Below are 18,275 nucleotides of genomic sequence, written 5' to 3'. Positions count from 1 at the left end.
CCCCCCCCCCCCGCCCCCGCCCCCGCCCCCCCCCGCGGCCGCAGAGCTCCGCCCCGGCCGGGTAGCGCTGCCAGCCCCCGGGGGCGGGGGCCGGGGGGCGCGGGAGCGCCGGCGGCGAGGGCTCGGCCTCGGCCTTGGCGTGCCGGGGCGGGACGGCCAGTTGGAGGACGTCGGCGAGGGTGCCGGCGTAGCGGTCGGCGACGGTCCGGCAGAGCCGGAGCAGTTGGGGGGTGAGCACGGGCTCGGGCGAGAGCACCTGGGCGAGCGGGGCGAGCGGGCCGGGGAAGTCGCTCTTCTCCAGCCGGGCGACGATGAACCCGTCGTGCAGTTCCCCGCCCTCGCGCTGGCCCTTCACCACGCGCGCGCCGAAGCGCACCCGCACCCGGGCGCCCGGGCGGGCCTCCTCGGCCATCGCGGCCGGCACCTCGTAGTCGAAGAACTTGTCGATGGTGAGCACGCCCTTGTCCACCACGACCCGGGCCACCGGCAGGTGCTCGGCCCGCTTGGCGCCGCGCCACGTCCGGGGCTTGGCCCGCTTGACCGTCTCCCGGATGAACGCCAGCTGCTCCGGCTCGGCCCCGTTCTCCGTGTTCTCCGTCTCCCCTGTGCTGCTCATCGCTCCCAGTACTACCAGGTCACACCGACAGAACGCACAGAAGCGGCGCCCACCCCGCCCGGGGGTAGGCGCCGCTTCCGGACGATCAGGCCGTTCAGTCCTTCACGGCCGCCTTCAGCTGCTCCACCCGGTCGGTGCGCTCCCAGGTGAAGTCGGGCAGCTCACGGCCGAAGTGGCCGTACGCCGCGGTCTGGGAGTAGATCGGGCGCAGCAGGTCCAGGTCGCGGATGATCGCGGCCGGGCGCAGGTCGAAGACGTCGGTGACGGCCTTCTGGATGGACAGCACCGGCACGGTCTCGGTGCCGAAGGTCTCGACGAACAGGCCCACGGGCTCGGCCTTGCCGATCGCGTACGCGACCTGCACCTCGGCGCGGCGGGCGAGGCCGGCGGCGACGATGTTCTTCGCCACCCAGCGCATCGCGTACGCGGCCGAGCGGTCGACCTTGGACGGGTCCTTGCCGGAGAAGGCGCCGCCACCGTGGCGGGCCATGCCGCCGTAGGTGTCGATGATGATCTTGCGGCCGGTGAGGCCGGCGTCGCCCATCGGGCCGCCGATCTCGAAGCGGCCGGTCGGGTTCACCAGCAGGCGGTAGCCCTCGGTGACCAGCTTGATGCCCTGGTCGGCGAGCGCCTTCAGCTCGGGCTCGACCACGAACTCGCGGATGTCCGGGGTGAGCAGCGACTCCAGGTCGATGTCACTGGCGTGCTGGGTGGAGACCACCACGGTGTCGAGGCGGACGGCCTTGTCGCCGTCGTACTCGATGGTGACCTGGGTCTTGCCGTCGGGGCGCAGGTACGGGATGGTCCCGTTCTTGCGGACCTCGGTCAGGCGGCGCGAGAGGCGGTGCGCGATGGTGATCGGCAGCGGCATCAGCTCGGGCGTCTCGTCGGACGCGTAGCCGAACATCAGGCCCTGGTCGCCGGCGCCCTGCTTGTCCAGGTCGTCCTCGTCGCCTTCGACCCGAGCCTCGTACGCGGTGTCGACGCCCTGAGCGATGTCGGGCGACTGCGCGCCGATGGACACCGACACGCCGCAGGAGGCGCCGTCGAAGCCCTTCTTGGAGCTGTCGTAGCCGATCTCCAGGATCTTGTCCCGGACGAGCTGGGCGATCGGCGCGTACGCCTTGGTGGTCACCTCGCCGGCCACGTGCACCTGGCCGGTGGTGATGAGCGTCTCCACGGCGACCCGGGAGGTCGGGTCCTCTCGCAGGAGAGCGTCAAGGATGGTGTCGCTGATCTGGTCAGCGATCTTGTCGGGGTGTCCCTCGGTGACGGACTCCGAGGTGAACAGGCGGCGAGACACAGCGCTCCCTGGGGTTGCAGCGGCTGCTGACTGAAGGCCCCCGGCGAACCGAGGACATCCGGAAAGACTTGATTCCTGGAGTCTAACGGGATGCCTCCGCCGAACGTCACCCGCTTCCGGAAATCTCGACCGATCTCCAGCAGGGCTTGATCAGTCGCCGACCGTTTCCAGCCGCTTGACGACCAGGTCCCAGACCACGTCCGCCAACGCCTCCTTCGGACCCACCGGAACGGCCGTCTCACTACCATCCGAACCCAGCACCACGGCCTCGTTGACGTCCGTCCCGAAGGCCTTGCCGTTGCCCACCTCGTTGACGACCAGCAGGTCGCAGCCCTTGCGGGCGAGCTTGGCGCGGCCGTTGGCGAGCACGTCGTCGGTCTCCGCCGCGAAACCCACCACGAGTTGGCCCGAACGGGCGCGGTGCGCCGCCAGCTCGGCCAGGACGTCGGGGTTGCGGACGAGGGCGACCGGCGCCGGCTCGACACCCTCGACCTTCTTGATCTTGCCGCTGGCGTACTCGGCGGGCCGGAAGTCCGCCACGGCCGCGGCCATGACCACGGCGTCGGCCGACGCCGCCGCCTTCAGCGCCGCCTCGCGCAGCTCCAGCGCGGTCGAGACGTGCACCACGTCGACGCCGGCCGGGTCGGCGAGCTCCGCGTTGGCCGAGACCAACGTCACGCGCGCCCCACGGGCCGCGGCCGTCACGGCCAGCGCGTAGCCCTGCTTGCCGGAGGAGCGGTTGCCCAGGAACCGCACCGGGTCCAGCGGCTCGCGGGTGCCGCCGGCCGAGACCACCACGTGCCGGCCCGCCAGGTCGGTCGGGGCGGCCCCGCCCCGGCGCAGCACGGCCCGGCAGGCGTCGAAGATCGCGGACGGCTCGGGCAGCCGCCCCTTGCCGGTGTCCTTGCCGGTGAGCCGCCCGACGGCCGGCTCCAGCACGATCACGCCGCGGCGGCGCAGCGTGGCGACGTTGTCCCGGGTGGCGGGGTGCTCCCACATCTCGGTGTGCATGGCGGGCGCCAGGACGACCGGACAGCGGGCGGTGAGCAGGGTGTTGGTGAGCAGGTCGTCGGCGAGGCCGTGGGCGGCCTTGGCGATCAGGTCGGCGGTGGCGGGGGCGACCACGACCAGGTCGGCCTGCTGGCCGATCCGCACGTGCGGCACCTCGTGCACGCGCTCCCAGGTCTCGGTGGCGGCCGGGCGGCCGGAGAGCGCGGCCCAGGTGGCCTCGCCGACGAAGTGCAGCGCGGCCTCGGTGGGCACCACGGTGACCTGGTGGCCGGACTCGGTGAACCGGCGGAGCAGCTCGCACGCCTTGTAGGCGGCGATGCCGCCGCTGACGCCGAGGGCGACGCGCGGCGCGTCCGCCGACCCGCTCCGGTCCGAAGTCGCGCTCATACTCCCGCTCTCCTCCACTCCTGGGACGTGCACACCCTACGGCCCCTCAGCCGCCGCGCGCACCGTGGTCGATCCCACAGCCCCCGGGAATGCCGAAGGGCCCGGCGGAAACGATTCCGCCGGGCCCTTCCACAAGAAACTTCGGAGCACCGCCTCAGGCGGCTTCGATCGCCTCGGCGGTCAGCATGCCCGCGTTGATCTCGCGCAGCGCGATCGACAGCGGCTTCTCGTGCACGTGGGTGTCGACCAGCGGGCCGACGTACTCGAGCAGGCCCTCACCGAGCTGGGAGTAGTACGCGTTGATCTGACGCGCGCGCTTGGCGGCGTAGATCACGAGGCTGTACTTGGAGTCGGTGGCCTCAAGCAGCTCGTCGATCGGCGGGTTGATGATGCCCTCGGGCGCGGTCATGGAAGAGGACACGCGAAAACCTTCCGAAAGGGTGGAAAAGACAGACAGGTCAGGCTACACCGAGCAAGGCTAGCAGTTCGCCCGCTACCTGCTCGACGGAGGTGTTGACAAGGGTCGTGTCGAACTCGGTCTCGGCCGCGAGCTCGACCTTGGCCGCCTCCAGCCGCTTCGCGATCACGTCCTGCGACTCCGTGCCCCGACCGGTCAGCCGTCGGACCAGCTCGTCCCAGCTCGGCGGGGCCAGGAAGACCAGCTGCGCCTCGGGCATCGACTCGCGCACCTGGCGGGCGCCCTGGAGGTCGATCTCCAGCAGGACGGGCTCGCCGCGCTCCAGCTTCTCCAGCACCGCCGAGCGCGGGGTGCCGTAGCGGTTGCCGGCGAAGACGGCCCACTCCAGCAGCTCGCCGTTGGCGATCAGCTTGTCGAACTCGTCGTTGTCGACGAAGTGGTACTGGACCCCGTTCTGCTCGCCCGGCCTCGGGTGCCGGGTCGTCGCCGACACCGAGAGCCAGACCTCGGGGTGCTGCTTCCTCATATGAGCGACGACCGTGCTCTTGCCGACCCCCGAAGGGCCGGAGAGCACGGTCAGCCGCGGACGCTCACTCATGCACCGATTATCCCGGATCGCGGACGGTCCCGGGACCACGGGGCACGGTCAGGCGGCACCGCCGCCGAACTCCCGCTCCAGGGAGGCGATCTGGTTCGTACCGAGGCCGCGGACGCGCCGGCTCTCGCTGATGCCGAGGCGTTCCATGATCTGCTTGGCACGGACCTTGCCGACGCCGGGAAGGGACTCCAGCAGTGCGGAGACCTTCATCTTGCCGATGACGTCGTTCTCGGCCTTTCCGGCCTTGATCACCTCGTGCAGGGAGGCGCCGGAGTGCTTGAGCCGGTTCTTGACCTCGGCGCGCTCCCGGCGAGCCTCGGCGGCCTTGGCGAGCGCGGCGGTGCGCTGTTCAGGGGTAAGGGGCGGAAGAGCCACGCCGTTCACCTCAGGGTGTGGAAGGAAGGGATTGAGCTATGACTGGTTTGGATCCCAGGACACCGTCCGCAAGGGGAACCACAGGGCCCTTGACCTGCGGGAGCTACGGGTTTCGCGGCTCGCCGATGACCTATCGCCGGACACTACCCGGATTGCGGCGCCACGTCAGGAAAAGAACACGAAAAGTCCTGGTCAGCCAAGGCCGACCAGGACTTTCCAGGGCAAAATGACCGCGATTGCGAAACTTTGACACCGCCAATGTGACGGCGCTCACGTCAACTTCGGTGGGGTCCGGGGACCCTCGCCGGGCTGCGCACACTGCGCAGGGTCATCGCCCCGCTACGCCGCTCGCGCCCGCGATCGCCGCTACTTCACCGCGTCCGCTACTTCACCGCGTCCGCGTACTCGCCGACGAACCGCTCGGCCGCCGAGCGCAGGGCCGCCACCGACGGACCGTGCTTGAGCACGTCCCGGCTGACGCTCGGCACCACGTTGATCACCGCGGCGCCGAACACCCGCGGCAGGTCGGCCATCGTCGCGCCCTGGGCGCCGATCCCGGGCGCCAGCAGCGGGCCGTTGATGGCCAGTTCCACGCCCGCGTCGGCGAGCGTCGCGCCGACGACCGCGCCGAAGGAGCCCAGCGGGGCGGCGTCGCCGTTCTCCGCCGCCAGTTGCCGCAGCACCGAGGCCGCGACCGACTCGCCGTCCGCGCCGACCGCCCGCTGCACCTCGTGGCCCTCCGGGTTGGAGGTGAGCGCCAGCGCGAACACGCCGCAGCCCTGCGCGCGGGCCAGGTCGAGGGCCGGGCGCAGCGAGCCGAAGCCCAGGTACGGGCTGACCGTGACGGCGTCCGAGAACAGCGGGCTGCCGGGCGACAGGAAGGCCTCCGCGTAGGCGGCCATGGTGGAGCCGATGTCGCCGCGCTTGGCGTCCATCAGGACCAGCGCGCCGGCCGCCCTGGCCTCCTCGACGGACTTCTCCAGCACCGCGACGCCCTTGCTGCCGAAGCGCTCGAAGAAGGCGGCCTGCGGCTTGAGCACGGCCACCCGGTCGGCCAGCGCCTCGACGACGGTGCGGCTGAAGGTCTCCAGGCCGGCGAGGTCGTCGCCGAGCCCCCAGGCGGCGAGCAGGGAGGCGTGCGGGTCGATGCCGACGCAGAGCTGGCCGCGGGTGTCGAGGGCCTGGCGCAGCCGGGCGCCGAACGGGGCGAGGGTCATGTCGTCCTTCCGGAAGGTCGTGGGGAGGCCGCACGGAGGCCGTGCGCGGGTCCTACACGGCTCGCACGGGGCGTCGTACGGAGCCGTGGCGTACGGAGGTTCAGGAGGCGGCCTTGGTGCCGTCGACGGCACTGCCGACGGCGGCGGCCAGGTCGCGGTAGCCCGCGGCCCGGATCCGGGCGGAGAGGCCCCGGTGGATCCGGCGGCACCAGAACGGGCCCTCGTAGATGAAGGCGCTGTAGCCCTGGACGAGGTCCGCGCCGTGGACGATCCGCTGCCAGACGTCCTCGGCGGTCTCGACGCCGCCGACCGAGACCAGCGTCAGCCGGCCCCCGGTCCGGGCGCGCAGGCGCTGGAGCACCTCCAGGGCGCGGGCCTTGAGCGGGGCGCCGGACAGGCCGCCCATGCCGATCTCCTCGACCCGGGCGGCGTCGGTGCGCAGGCCTTCGCGGCCGATCGTGGTGTTGGTGGCGATGATGCCGTCCAGGCCCAGTTCCAGGGCGAGGTCGGCGACCGCGTCGACGTCCTCGTCGGCCAGGTCGGGGGCGATCTTGACCAGCAGCGGGACGTGGTGCGCGGTGGTGCGGTCGGCGGCCTCGCGGACGGCGGCGAGCAGCGGGCGCAGGTGGTCCACGGCCTGGAGGTTGCGCAGCCCGGGGGTGTTCGGCGAACTGACATTGACGACCAGGTAGTCGGCGTACTTGGCCAGCCGCTCGGTGGACTTGACGTAGTCGGCGACGGCGTCGGCCTCCTCGACCACCTTGGTCTTGCCGATGTTGACGCCGATCACCGGGGTGGAACTGGTGTGCGGGCGGGCGGCGAGGCGCGCGGCGACCCGGGCCGAGCCCTGGTTGTTGAAGCCCATCCGGTTGATCAGCGCGCGGTCCTCGACCAGGCGGAACAGCCGGGGCGTCGGGTTGCCCGGCTGGGGCTCGCCGGTGATGGTGCCGATCTCGACGTAGTCGAAGCCGAGCATCGCCAGGCCGTCGATGCCGACGCCGTTCTTGTCGAAGCCGGCCGCCAGGCCGAACGGGCCCGGCAGGTCGAGGCCGAGGGCGGTGGTGTGCAGCGCCCGGTCGCGCGGGGCGAGCACCAGCCGCGCCAGCGTGCGCAGGCCGGGCACCGAGGAGGCGAGCCGGATCCAGAAGAAGGCGAGGTGGTGGGCCTTCTCGGGGTCCATCTTCTTGAAGACGAGGTCGAACAGCAGCTTGTACAAAAACCCAACTCCCGGATCAGGGCCCGGATCTGAGCGTGAGCACCCGGATCAGGGCATGGAAGTGGGGGGCACCCGGCTGGCCTCGGTGCCCCCCACTGCTGTGGTGCTACTTGCGGCCGGCGTTGATCAGCGCGGCGTGCTCCTGGAGCGACATCACCCCGACCTCGTCGCGCAGCAGCGCGTCCATGCCCTGGACGGCCGCGCCCATCGCCTGGACCGTGGTCAGGCAGGGCACGCCGCGGGACACGGCGGCGGTGCGGATCTCGTAGCCGTCGAGGCGCCCGCCGGTGCCGTACGGCGTGTTGATGATGAGGTCGACCTCACCGTCGTGGATCAGCTGGACGATGGTCCGCTCGCCGTTGGGGCCCTCGCCCTCGCTGTGCTTGCGCACCAGCGTGGACGGGATGCCGCCGCGGTGCAGCACCTCGGCGGTGCCGGCGGTGGCGAGCACCTCGAAGCCGAGGCCGACCAGCGCGCGGGCCGGGAAGACCAGGTTGCGCTTGTCGCGGTTGGCGACCGAGACGAAGACCTTGCCCTTGGTCGGCAGCGCGCCGTAGGCGCCGGCCTGGGCCTTGGCGTAGGCCGTGCCGAAGACCTTGTCGATGCCCATGACCTCGCCGGTCGAGCGCATCTCCGGGCCGAGCACGGTGTCCACGCCGCGGCCGTGGATGTCGCGGAAGCGGCTCCACGGCATCACGGCCTCCTTGACCGCGATCGGCGCGTCGGCCGGCAGCGTGCCGCCGTCGCCCTCGGCCGGGAGCAGGCCCTCGGCGCGCAGTTCGGCGATGGTGGCGCCGAGCGAGATCCGGGCGGCGGCCTTGGCCAGCGGCACGGCGGTCGCCTTGGAGGTGAACGGCACGGTGCGGGAGGCGCGCGGGTTGGCCTCCAGCACGTACAGGATGTCCCCGGCCAGCGCGAACTGGATGTTGATCAGGCCGCGGACGCCGACGCCGCGCGCGATGGCCTCGGTGGAGGTGCGCAGGCGCTTGATGTCGTAGCCGCCGAGGGTGATCGGGGGCAGCGCGCAGGCGGAGTCGCCGGAGTGGATGCCGGCCTCCTCGATGTGCTCCATGACGCCGCCGAGGTAGAGCTCGGTGCCGTCGTACAGCGCGTCGACGTCGATCTCCACCGCGTCGTCGAGGAAGCGGTCGATGAGCACCGGGTGCTCGGAGATCAGGCCGGCGTGGCGCTCCAGGTAGGAGGCGAGCGAGGCCTCGTCGTAGACGATCTCCATGCCGCGGCCGCCGAGCACGTACGACGGGCGGGCGAGCACCGGGTAGCCGATCTCGTCGGCGATGGCCTTGGCCTCGGCGAAGGAGAAGGCGGTGCCGTGCTTGGGGGCGGGCAGGCCGGCGTCGCGCAGCACGCGGCCGAAGGCGCCGCGCTCCTCGGCGAGGTCGATCGCCTCGGGCTGGGTGCCGACGATCGGCACGCCGTTGTCCTTGAGCGCCTGGGCCAGGCCGAGCGGGGTCTGGCCGCCGAGCTGGACGATCACGCCGGCCAGCGGGCCGGCCTGCTGCTCGGCGTGGACGATCTCCAGCACGTCCTCCAGGGTGAGCGGCTCGAAGTAGAGCCGGTCGGAGGTGTCGTAGTCGGTGGAGACGGTCTCCGGGTTGCAGTTGACCATCACGGTCTCGTACCCGGCGTCGGCCAGCGCGAAGGAGGCGTGCACGCAGGAGTAGTCGAACTCGATGCCCTGGCCGATGCGGTTCGGGCCGGAGCCGAGGATGATCACGGCCGGCTTGGTGCGCGGGGCGACCTCGTTCTCCTCGTCGTAGGACGAGTAGAAGTACGGGGTCTTGGCGGCGAACTCGGCGGCGCAGGTGTCGACGGTCTTGAACACCGGGCGGATGCCGAGCGCGTGCCGGACCTCGCGGACGACGTCCGGCTTCAGGCCGCGGATCTCGCCGATCTGCTGGTCGGAGAAGCCGTGCCGCTTGGCGTGGCGCAGCAGCTCGGGGGTGAGCTTCGCGGCCTCGGTCAGCTCGGCGGCGATCTCGTCGAGCAGGAAGAGCTGGTCGACGAACCACGGGTCGATCTTGGTGGCCTCGAACACCTCCTCCGGGGTGGCACCGGCCCGGATGGCCTCCATCACGGTGTTGATCCGGCCGTCGGTCGGCACGACCGCCTTGACCAGCAGCTCGGCCTTGTCGCCGACCGGGCCGGTCCAGGAGAACTGGGAGCCCTTCTTCTCCAGCGAGCGCAGCGCCTTCTGCAGTGCCTCGGGGAAGTTGCGGCCCATGGCCATGGCCTCGCCGACCGACTTCATGGTGGTGGTCAGCGTGGCGTCGGCGCTCGGGAACTTCTCGAACGCGAACCGGGGGACCTTCACCACGACGTAGTCGAGGGCCGGCTCGAAGGAGGCCGGGGTCTGCTCGGTGATGTCGTTGGGGATCTCGTCGAGCGTGTAGCCGACGGCCAGCTTGGCGGCGATCTTGGCGATCGGGAAGCCGGTCGCCTTCGAGGCCAGCGCGGAGGAGCGCGACACCCGCGGGTTCATCTCGATGACGATGACCCGGCCGCTGTCGGGGTTGACGGCGAACTGGATGTTGCAGCCGCCGGTGTCGACGCCGACCTCGCGGATCACGGCAATGCCGATGTCGCGCAGGATCTGGTACTCACGGTCGGTGAGGGTCATCGCCGGGGCGACGGTGATCGAGTCACCGGTGTGCACGCCCATCGGGTCGAAGTTCTCGATGGAGCAGACGACCACGACGTTGTCGTTCTTGTCGCGCATCAGCTCCAGCTCGTACTCCTTCCAGCCGAGGATGGACTCCTCCAGGAGCACCTCGGTGGTCGGCGAGAGGGCCAGGCCCTGGCCCGCGATGCGGCGCAGGTCCTCCTCGTCGTGGGCGAAGCCGGAGCCGGCGCCGCCCATGGTGAAGGAGGGGCGCACGACGACGGGGTAGCCGCCGAGCGTGTCGACGCCGGCCAGCACGTCGTCCATCGAGTGGCAGATGACCGAGCGGGCGGACTCGCCGTGGCCGATCTTGGCGTTGACCGCCTCGACGACGCCCTTGAACAGCTGGCGGTCCTCGCCCTTGTTGATCGCCACCACGTCGGCGCCGATCAGCTCGACGCCGTACTTCTCCAGCGTGCCGGCCGAGTGCAGGGAGATCGCGGTGTTGAGCGCGGTCTGCCCGCCGAGGGTCGGCAGCAGCGCGTCGGGGCGCTCCTTGGCGATGATCCGCTCGACGAACTCCGGGGTGATCGGCTCGACGTAGGTGGCGTCGGCGATCTCCGGGTCGGTCATGATCGTGGCCGGGTTGGAGTTGACCAGCACGACCCGCAGGCCCTCGGCCTTGAGGACGCGGCAGGCCTGCGTGCCCGAGTAGTCGAACTCGGCGGCCTGGCCGATCACGATCGGGCCGGACCCGATCACCAGGACGGACTTGATGTCAGTGCGCTTAGGCACGCTGGCCCTCCATGAGCTTCGCGCTGTGCTTGTCGTCGCCGCGCATGAGCTCGACGAACCGGTCGAAGAGGTAGGCCGCGTCGTGCGGGCCGGCCGCCGCTTCGGGGTGGTACTGCACGCTGAAGGCGGGGACGTCGAGCGCCTGGAGGCCCTCGACCACGTCGTCGTTGAGGCAGACGTGGGAGACCTCGACCCGCCCGAAGGGGGTGTCGCTCACCCGGTCCAGCGGTGCGTTCACGGCGAAGCCGTGGTTGTGTGCGGTCACCTCCACCTTGCCGGTGGTGCGGTCCTGCACCGGCTGGTTGATGCCGCGGTGGCCGTACTTGAGCTTGTAGGTGCCGAAGCCCAGTGCGCGGCCGAGGATCTGGTTGCCGAAGCAGATCCCGAAGAACGGGGTCCCGCGCTCCAGCACGCCCTGCGCGACGGCGACCTGGTGGTCGGCGGTGGCCGGGTCGCCCGGGCCGTTGGAGAAGAACACGCCGTCCGGCTGGACCGCGTAGAGGTCCTCCAGGGTGGAGTTGGCCGGCAGCACGTGCACCTCGATGCCGCGCTCGGCCATCCGCTGCGGGGTCATCCCCTTGATGCCGAGGTCCAGCGCGGCGACGGTGAACTTCTTCTCACCGACCGCGGGCACGACGTACGCCTCGGTGGTGGCCACCTCGGCGCACAGGTCGGCGCCCTTCATCTCGGGCGACTGCTGCACCCGGGCGAGCAGTTCGGCCTGGTCGGTCAGCGCCTCGCCGGAGAAGATGCCGCAGCGCATCGCGCCGCGCTCGCGCAGGTGGCGGGTGAGCGCCCGGGTGTCGATGCCGCTGATGCCGACGACGCCCTGGCGGACGAGCTCCTCGTCCAGCGAGCGGGTGGAGCGCCAGTTGGACGCCACCCGGGCGGGGTCGCGCACGACGTATCCGGCGACCCAGATCCGCTTGGACTCGTCGTCCTCGTCGTTCCAGCCGGTGTTGCCGATCTGCGGGGCGGTCATCACGACCACCTGGCGGTGGTACGACGGGTCGGTGAGGGTCTCCTGGTAGCCGGACATGCCGGTGTTGAAGACGGCCTCGCCGAAGGTCTCGCCGGTCGCGCCGTAGGCCTCGCCGCGGAAGGTCCGGCCGTCCTCCAGGACGAGCACGGCGGGGGTGCGCTCCCGCCGTCGGCGCTGCGTGGTGGGGGCAGGTGCGGTCATTGAGCGGCCTCTTCCGTCTTCGTCTTCGTACGTGTTGCGAGTTGGGCGATCGCCTCGACCCAGGCGGCGTGCTCGTCGGGGTGGTCGGCCCGGAAGCCCGAGTCCAGCTCGGTGCCCTCGTGCGTCCAGCTGACGACGAGCAGCCCGGCCGGGACGACCTTGCCGGCGATCCCGGAGTCCGTGCGGGCCCCGGTCAGGTGCCCGGCCGGGATCCAGAGGTCGACGTCACCGGGGCGCCGCACCAGCAGGCCGTCCTCGCCGAGGGTGAGGTCGGCGCGGCTGCGGGTGCCCAGGCCGTGCGCGACGACCCGGTCGAGCCAGTTCCCGGCGGTGGTGGAGCCGTGGTACCGCCCGCTGGTCTCCAGGATGGTCCGGCCGGCGCCGGCCGGCACGGCGGGCAGCGGCGGGATGCCGGACTGGAGGGTGCGCCGCCAGTTCCAGCCCTGCCGCATCAGCCAGTAGACGAGCCCGATGACGATCAGCAGGCCGACGGCCCAGCCGATGTACCCGGGCCAGTTGGTGACCTTGGCCTGCTCCTGGGCGAGCGCGGCCGGGCCGGTCACGCCGCCCCGCCCTGCTCGGCCAGCTCGCCGGCCAGCACGGTGGCGCGCCCGCGCAGGAAGGTGGCGTGCACCCGTCCGGGCAGGTCAAGGCCCTTGTAGGGGGTGTTGCGGCTGCGGGTGGCGAAGCTGTCCGGGTTCACGGCACCACGGTACGCGGGATCGAACAGCACCAGGTTGGCCGGCTCACCGACCGAGACGGGACGGCCCTGTCCGGCGAGACGGCCGATCCGGGCCGGGCGGTGCGACATGCGGTCGGCGACGCCCTCCCAGTTCAGCAGGCCGGTGTCCACCATGGTCTGCTGCACGACCGACAGCGCGGTCTCCAGGCCGACCATGCCCATCGCGGCGACGGCCCACTCGCAGTCCTTGTCCTCGTCCGGGTGCGGCGCGTGGTCGGTGGCGACGGCGTCGATGGTGCCGTCCGCGAGCGCCTTGCGCAGCGCCTGGACGTCCTCGGCGGTGCGCAGCGGCGGGTTGACCTTGTAGACCGGGTCGTAGGAGCGGACCAGCTCGTCGGTGAGCAGCAGGTGGTGCGGGGTGACCTCGGCGGTGACGTCCCAGCCCTTGGCCTTGGCCCAGCGGATGATCTCGACCGAGCCGGCGGTGGAGACGTGGCAGACGTGCAGCCGGGAGCCGACGTGCGCGGCGAGCAGCACGTCCCGCGCGATGATCGACTCCTCGGCGACGGCCGGCCAGCCGCCGAGCCCGAGCTCGCCGGAGACCTGGCCCTCGTTCATCTGGGCGCCCTCGGTGAGCCGCGGCTCCTGGGCGTGCTGGGCCACGACGCCGTCGAAGGCCTTGACGTACTCCAGGGCGCGGCGCATCAGCACCGCGTCGTCCACGCACTTGCCGTCGTCGGAGAAGACCCGCACGTTCGCGGCGGACTCGTGCATCGCGCCCAGCTCGGCGAGCTTGTTGCCCTCCAGGCCGACGGTGACGGCGCCGACCGGCTGCACGTCGCAGTAGCCGGCCTCCTGGCCGAGCCGCCAGACCTGCTCGACCACGCCGGCGGTGTCGGCCACCGGGGTGGTGTTGGCCATCGCGTGCACGGCGGTGAAGCCGCCCATCGCGGCGGCCCGGGTGCCGGTGAGCACGGTCTCGGCGTCCTCGCGGCCGGGCTCGCGCAGGTGGGTGTGCAGGTCGACGAGGCCGGGCAGCACGATCAGGCCGCCGGCGTCGATCTCGATGTCCGCCTCGACCGCCAGGCCGGTGCCGATCTCCTTGATCACACCGTCGGCGAGGTGGAGGTCCTGCGGGGCACCGCCGAGGATCTGGGCGTTGCGGATCAGGTAGGTGGTCACTGAGCGGTCTCCACGGAGTCGGTGCGGGCGTCGTTGAGGGTGGCTCCCCCGAGCAGCAGGTACAGGACGGCCATCCGGACCGACACGCCGTTGGCGACCTGCTCGACCACGGTGCAGCGCGGCGAGTCGGCGACCTCGGCGGTGATCTCCATGCCGCGCACCATCGGGCCGGGGTGCATCACGATGGCGTGCTCGGGCAGCTGGGACATCCGGGTGCCGTTCAGGCCGTAGCGGCGGCTGTACTCGCGCTCGGTCGGGAAGAACGCGGCGTTCATCCGCTCGCGCTGCACCCGCAGCATCATCACCGCGTCCGTCTTGGGGAGCACGCGGTCCAGGTCGTAGCTGACCTCGCAGGGCCAGTTCTGAATGCCGATCGGCAGCAGCGTCGGCGGGGCGACGAAGGTGACCTGGGCACCGAGGGTGGTCAGCAGGTGCACGTTGGACCGGGCGACCCGGCTGTGCAGGATGTCGCCGACGATGGTCACCCGGCGCCCGGCGAGGTCGTTGCCCAGCCCGGCGTTGAGGTGGCGACGCATGGTGAAGGCGTCGAGCAGCGCCTGGGTGGGGTGCTCGTGGGTGCCGTCACCGGCGTTGATCACGCTGCCGTGCAGCCAGTCGGACTGGGCGAGGCGGGCCGGCGCGCCCGAGGCGTGGTGCCGGACGACGACCGCGTCGGCGCCCATCGCCTGGAGGGTGAGCGCGGTGTCCTTGAGGCTCTCGCCCTTGGAGACCGAGGAGCCCTTGGCGGAGAAGTTGATGACGTCGGCGGAGAGCCGCTTCTCGGCGACCTCGAAGGAGGTCTTGGTGCGGGTCGAGTCCTCGAAGAAGAGGTTGACGACGGTGCGGCCGCGCAGCGTGGGCAGCTTCTTGACGGCCCGTCCGGAGAGCTGGGCCAGCTCCTCGGCGGTGTCCAGGATCAGCAGCGCGTCGTCGCGGGTGAGGTCGGCGGCGGAGACGAGGTGGCGCTTCACGCGGGCTACTCCGGGAGGTGCGGTTCGGACGGCTGGGAGGCCAGGGCCTGCGAACCCTGTTCATCGCGCGCGGAGCGCGACGCATCGGTGTAGGCGCGGTCTCCGACCAGCACGGCGTCCACGCCGTCGCTGTCGGACAGGCGCACCTGCACGGCCTCGCGCAGCGAGGTGGGGAGGTTCTTGCCCACGTAGTCGGCCCGGATCGGCAGCTCGCGGTGGCCGCGGTCGACCAGGACGGCGAGCTGGACGGCGCGCGGGCGGCCGATGTCGTTCAGCGCGTCGAGCGCGGCCCGGATGGTGCGGCCGGAGAAGAGCACGTCGTCGACGAGGATGACGAGCTTGCCGTCGATGCCGCCGGACGGGATCTCGGTGTGCTCCAGGGCGCGGGCGGGCTTGAGCCGCAGGTCGTCCCGGTACATGGTGATGTCCAGGGCACCCAGCGGGATCTCGCGCCCGGTGATCTGGGCCAGCCGGCCGTGCAGGCGGCGGGCGAGGTGGACGCCCCTGGTGTGGATGCCGAGCAGCACGACGTCCTCGGCGCCCTTGGCGCGCTCGACGATCTCGTGCGCTATCCGGGTGACGACCCGGGCGATGTCCGTGCCGTCCAGCACCTGGTGCGGCGGTCGCGGCGTCGAATCTTGGTGTGTGGTCATGCCGAAGCGGACCTCCTTCCCCGCCTCACTGGACGGGCCTTAAAGGATGTCTGGGACTGCCCCCGCCGACCTGGCGCGGGCTTCGAGCCATCCTAGCAGCGGGCCGGGAGGCAACCGGACACGCACCATTCCGCTTCGCCGGGTTCACGCCCCGGACGCGCCGCGGATGCGGGCCATTCGCACGACTGCCCCATTCGGCTTGACGCAGCTACCTTACTCTACGTAACCTCACAGTGAGTTACGAGACGGACGTCGAACCCACCGGTAACGGCGTCGACCATCGTCCGTGACCCACCACTGAACGCGAAGCAATCTCGTCCGGGGAGATCAATGTCCAGCGACTACGCGAAGCAACTCGGGGGCAAGCTCCGAGCGATCCGCACTCAGCAGGGTCTCTCCCTGCACGGTGTCGAGGAGAAGTCCCAGGGGCGCTGGAAGGCAGTCGTCGTCGGCTCGTACGAGCGCGGCGACCGTGCGGTCACCGTGCAGCGGCTGGCCGAGCTGGCGGAGTTCTACGGCGTCCCGGTGCAGGAGCTGCTGCCCGGCGGCACCCCCGGCGGCGCGGCCGAGCCGCCGCCGCGCCTGGTGCTCGACCTGGAGAGACTGACCCAGGTCCCGTCCGAGAAGGCCGGCCCGCTGCAGCGCTACGCGGCGACGATCCAGAGCCAGCGCGGCGACTACAACGGCAAGGTGCTGTCGATCCGCCAGGACGACCTGCGCACCCTGGCGGTCATCTACGACCAGTCGCCGTCGATCCTCACCGAGCAGCTGATCTCCTGGGGCGTGCTGAACCCCGACGCGCGCCGTGCGGTGCGCGAGGAGGAGGCGAGCTGACGCTCGCCGCACCGGCTCCCGTCGGCTCGGTCCGCGGTCCGGGCCACGCCCCGGGCCTTGCAGAAACGTCACGGCGCGGCACCCCACATCCCGGGGGCCGCGCCGTCGCGCGTCCACGGCCGGCTCAGCAGACCGTCCCCAGGCTGTAGCCGGGCTGCGCCGCCACGCCGTCCAACCGCACCGGCCCGGCAGCCGGCGCCCAGTCCTGCCCGCCGCTCGACCAGGCCCAGGAGGCCGGCAGGAAGTGCTCGTCAGCGGCTGCGCCGCGGGCGCCGCCCGCCGCCACCGAGCCCTGCGAGCCGTGCAGCACCGCCACCCCCGGCAGCTCCAGCGCCAATCCGGCGCACAGCACCGCGCAGACCAGCTCCAGGTCCTCGTCGTTGATCCGGACCACTCCGTCCTCCCACTGCAGCACCCGGGCCGCCGCGGTCAGCCGCCCGCCCGGCGCGTCCACCCGCAGCCGCAGCTCGTACACCCCGGCGCCCGCGCCGACCAGCATCCGGCGGAACACCTCGGCGCCGCGCTGACGGGCGGCGCGCACCCAGCGGGCGTGCTCCTCGTCGACCTCGCCCGCGGCCCCGGACAGGCCGCCGTCCAGCAGCAGGTCGGCGTGGCAGAGCGTCAGCCCGCTCTCCCGGGCCCGGACCAGGCGCGGCACGAAGTCCCCGGCCAGTTCCTCGCCCTGATAGGCCAACAGCTGGGTCTGCAACGGCGGATTGACCAGGTAGCGGTCGCGGGCGAGCGGCTCGGCCGGGTCCAGCCCGTGCAGCACGCAGAACTCCGCGAAGTCCTGCGGGTGGAACATCCGGGCCCGCACGGTGTCGAAGCGCTCCAGGGCGTCGGCCAGCAACTCGGCGGTCTCGGCCAGGTACTGCTCGTGGTCGGCGGCGTTCGACAGCCCCCAGGCGCGGGCCCGGGCGAAGTCGGCCGCGCTGGTCAGGATCCCGATGACGAACGCCTGCTCGGCCCCCTCGACCCGCCGCCGCTGGTGCGGCGCCCGCACCGTGGGTCGCGGGCCGCCGGCGGTGCAGTCGGAGTTGCGGCGGGCGCGGCCACTATGGCTCATCGAATGGCTCCTGGCGTCGGCAGGTGACGGTCAGCGGCCGGCTCGCCGCTGACCGTCTATCTCCCCATCCGCGCGCGCCGCACACGTACGGCGTGTCACAGGAATGTAACCGACGGTAAGACGATGTGATTCACGCCTTCCGCGGCACCCGGGCCAGCTGTCGGGACTGCGCGACCAGGCGGCCGGACTCGTCCCAGACCTCGGCGTCCTCCTCGAAGTACCCGCAGGCCACGTTGCGGGTGGCGTGGGTGACCCGCAGCCAGCCCGGGACCGGCCTGGCCCGCAGGTGGACGGTCAGTTCGACGGTCGGGGCCCAGCCGGGCATGCCCAGGTCGAAGGTCACCGGCGGCAGCGCGTCGGCGACCAGCAGGAGCAGCAGCGGGTCGGGATCGCGGCCGTCGGCGAGCCGGAACCAGCCCTGGATCCGCCCGTTGCCGGACGGCTGCCCGAGCGCCCAGCCGATGGTGGCCGGGTCCAGCCGCAGGTCGAAGCGCTCCAGCAGTTCGGCCTGGGCGATCAGCTCCCGGGGCGCGTGCTCGACGCCGATGCACTGGTCCGGCGGCGGCAGCTGCGGCGGCTGGGCGCTGGTGCGCACCTCGCCGTCGGCGGTGGAGAGGTCGCCGTGGCTGGCGACCACCCGCAGCCGCTCCACGCCGTCCTGGCTGAGCGAGGCGGTGCCGGTGGAGAGCCCGCGGCCGGTGCGCAGCACCTCGGTGCGGACGGTGGCCGGGCCGGGCGTGGAGGCGGACAGGTAGTAACCACTGATCGACACCGGGTCGGGGTGGTCGCCGTGCTCCAGCGACAGCGCGTGTCCGGCGACGGCGAGCAGCAGCCCGCCGTTGACCCCGCCGCCGATCTGCCAGCCGGCACCGAGTTCGGCCTCGTAGCGGCCGGGCTCGTCAGGGTGCCGGGTCAGGGCGATGCCCTGGTCGAACTCGCTGCGGGTCGCGGTGGTCATGGGGGGTGGCCTGCCCTTCACTGCGGTTTCCGAACGCCAAGTTACTGGCGAGTAGGGCACCACCTTACGCCGCCCGGGTGAAACGCGCGACGGGGGGGCGGCGGCGCCCGCCGGCCGGCGCGGGGGGCGGGCGCGGGTGCGCGCCCCCCCCGGGCGGGCGGGGGGGGGGGGCCCCCGCCCCCCCGCGCGC

16 protein-coding genes and 1 pseudogene are annotated in these 18,275 nt (G+C 72.1%); 1 reads left to right on the top strand and 16 read right to left on the bottom strand.

Translation table 11 applies throughout. The features are described 5' to 3' along the window. The 14 genes and pseudogenes from ACFV6I_RS24760 to pyrR all read right to left on the bottom strand — a co-directional run. A pseudogene (locus ACFV6I_RS24760) lies at positions 1 to 616 on the bottom strand (primosome assembly protein PriA); the annotation flags it as partial. A 94-nt stretch (positions 617 to 710) separates the two neighbouring features. Further along, positions 711 to 1,919 carry a methionine adenosyltransferase gene (metK, locus tag ACFV6I_RS24755; protein WP_063346752.1) on the bottom strand — a complete coding sequence of 403 codons (1,209 nt, stop codon included), beginning with the start codon at positions 1,917 to 1,919 and terminating at the stop codon, positions 711 to 713. 150 nt (positions 1,920 to 2,069) lie between these two features. Continuing rightward, the gene (gene coaBC / locus ACFV6I_RS24750) at positions 2,070 to 3,317 is read right to left on the bottom strand and encodes a bifunctional phosphopantothenoylcysteine decarboxylase/phosphopantothenate--cysteine ligase CoaBC (RefSeq protein WP_063346753.1); all 1,248 of its coding nucleotides are present in this window, start codon (positions 3,315 to 3,317) and stop codon (positions 2,070 to 2,072) included. 154 nt (positions 3,318 to 3,471) lie between these two features. Next, positions 3,472 to 3,738, bottom strand: a complete 267-nt coding sequence (gene rpoZ, locus ACFV6I_RS24745) for a DNA-directed RNA polymerase subunit omega (protein WP_030240625.1) — start codon at positions 3,736 to 3,738, stop codon at positions 3,472 to 3,474. 37 nt (positions 3,739 to 3,775) lie between these two features. After that, a complete protein-coding gene (gene gmk / locus ACFV6I_RS24740) occupies positions 3,776 to 4,333 on the bottom strand; it encodes a guanylate kinase (protein WP_063346754.1) in 558 nt (185 codons plus the stop codon). A gap of 48 nt (positions 4,334 to 4,381) precedes the next feature. Next, on the bottom strand, positions 4,382 to 4,708 hold the full coding sequence (gene mihF, locus ACFV6I_RS24735; RefSeq protein WP_063346755.1) for an integration host factor, actinobacterial type: 327 nt from the start codon (positions 4,706 to 4,708) through the stop codon (positions 4,382 to 4,384). Positions 4,709 to 5,091: 383 nt separating this feature from the next. Beyond that, positions 5,092 to 5,925 carry an orotidine-5'-phosphate decarboxylase gene (gene pyrF / locus ACFV6I_RS24730; protein WP_350877835.1) on the bottom strand — a complete coding sequence of 278 codons (834 nt, stop codon included), beginning with the start codon at positions 5,923 to 5,925 and terminating at the stop codon, positions 5,092 to 5,094. 100 nt (positions 5,926 to 6,025) lie between these two features. Then, on the bottom strand, positions 6,026 to 7,141 hold the full coding sequence (locus ACFV6I_RS24725; RefSeq protein WP_380427660.1) for a quinone-dependent dihydroorotate dehydrogenase: 1,116 nt from the start codon (positions 7,139 to 7,141) through the stop codon (positions 6,026 to 6,028). A 106-nt stretch (positions 7,142 to 7,247) separates the two neighbouring features. After that, a complete protein-coding gene (gene carB / locus ACFV6I_RS24720; RefSeq protein WP_380427657.1) occupies positions 7,248 to 10,556 on the bottom strand; it encodes a carbamoyl-phosphate synthase large subunit in 3,309 nt (1,102 codons plus the stop codon). Further along, on the bottom strand, positions 10,549 to 11,739 hold the full coding sequence (carA, locus tag ACFV6I_RS24715; RefSeq protein WP_380427655.1) for a glutamine-hydrolyzing carbamoyl-phosphate synthase small subunit: 1,191 nt from the start codon (positions 11,737 to 11,739) through the stop codon (positions 10,549 to 10,551). Before carA ends, carB begins: the two co-directional genes overlap by 8 nt. Continuing rightward, complete coding sequence (locus tag ACFV6I_RS24710; protein ID WP_363372725.1) at positions 11,736 to 12,302, bottom strand: hypothetical protein; 567 nt, start codon at positions 12,300 to 12,302, stop codon at positions 11,736 to 11,738. The genes carA and ACFV6I_RS24710 overlap by 4 nt, the downstream gene beginning before the upstream one ends. Next, a complete protein-coding gene (locus tag ACFV6I_RS24705) occupies positions 12,299 to 13,603 on the bottom strand; it encodes a dihydroorotase (protein WP_380427653.1) in 1,305 nt (434 codons plus the stop codon). The genes ACFV6I_RS24710 and ACFV6I_RS24705 overlap by 4 nt, the downstream gene beginning before the upstream one ends. Next, entirely contained in the window at positions 13,600 to 14,574 is a 975-nt protein-coding gene (locus ACFV6I_RS24700) for an aspartate carbamoyltransferase catalytic subunit (protein WP_063346762.1), read from the bottom strand. The genes ACFV6I_RS24705 and ACFV6I_RS24700 overlap by 4 nt, the downstream gene beginning before the upstream one ends. 5 nt (positions 14,575 to 14,579) lie before the next feature. After that, on the bottom strand, positions 14,580 to 15,227 hold the full coding sequence (pyrR, locus tag ACFV6I_RS24695) for a bifunctional pyr operon transcriptional regulator/uracil phosphoribosyltransferase PyrR (protein WP_063346763.1): 648 nt from the start codon (positions 15,225 to 15,227) through the stop codon (positions 14,580 to 14,582). A gap of 330 nt (positions 15,228 to 15,557) precedes the next feature. On the opposite strand from pyrR, the gene ACFV6I_RS24690 reads away from it, so the two are divergent. Continuing rightward, positions 15,558 to 16,061 (top strand): transcriptional regulator, encoded by a 504-nt coding sequence (locus ACFV6I_RS24690; RefSeq protein ID WP_031072501.1) that lies wholly within the window; start codon positions 15,558 to 15,560, stop codon positions 16,059 to 16,061. A 124-nt stretch (positions 16,062 to 16,185) separates the two neighbouring features. Here ACFV6I_RS24690 and ACFV6I_RS24685 read toward each other — a convergent pair whose 3' ends face one another. Beyond that, positions 16,186 to 17,127 carry a hypothetical protein gene (locus tag ACFV6I_RS24685; protein ID WP_380370790.1) on the bottom strand — a complete coding sequence of 314 codons (942 nt, stop codon included), beginning with the start codon at positions 17,125 to 17,127 and terminating at the stop codon, positions 16,186 to 16,188. 130 nt (positions 17,128 to 17,257) lie between these two features. Next, positions 17,258 to 18,085: a thioesterase family protein gene (locus tag ACFV6I_RS24680; protein ID WP_380427650.1), complete on the bottom strand. Its 828-nt coding sequence runs from the start codon at positions 18,083 to 18,085 to the stop codon at positions 17,258 to 17,260. Between the last annotated feature and the right edge of the window lie 190 nt (positions 18,086 to 18,275).

It is taken from the genome of Kitasatospora sp. NPDC059803 (assembly GCF_042732255.1).
Classification (GTDB): Bacteria; Actinomycetota; Actinomycetes; order Streptomycetales; family Streptomycetaceae; genus Kitasatospora.
This window is presented reverse-complemented; position numbering and strand designations above follow the sequence as displayed.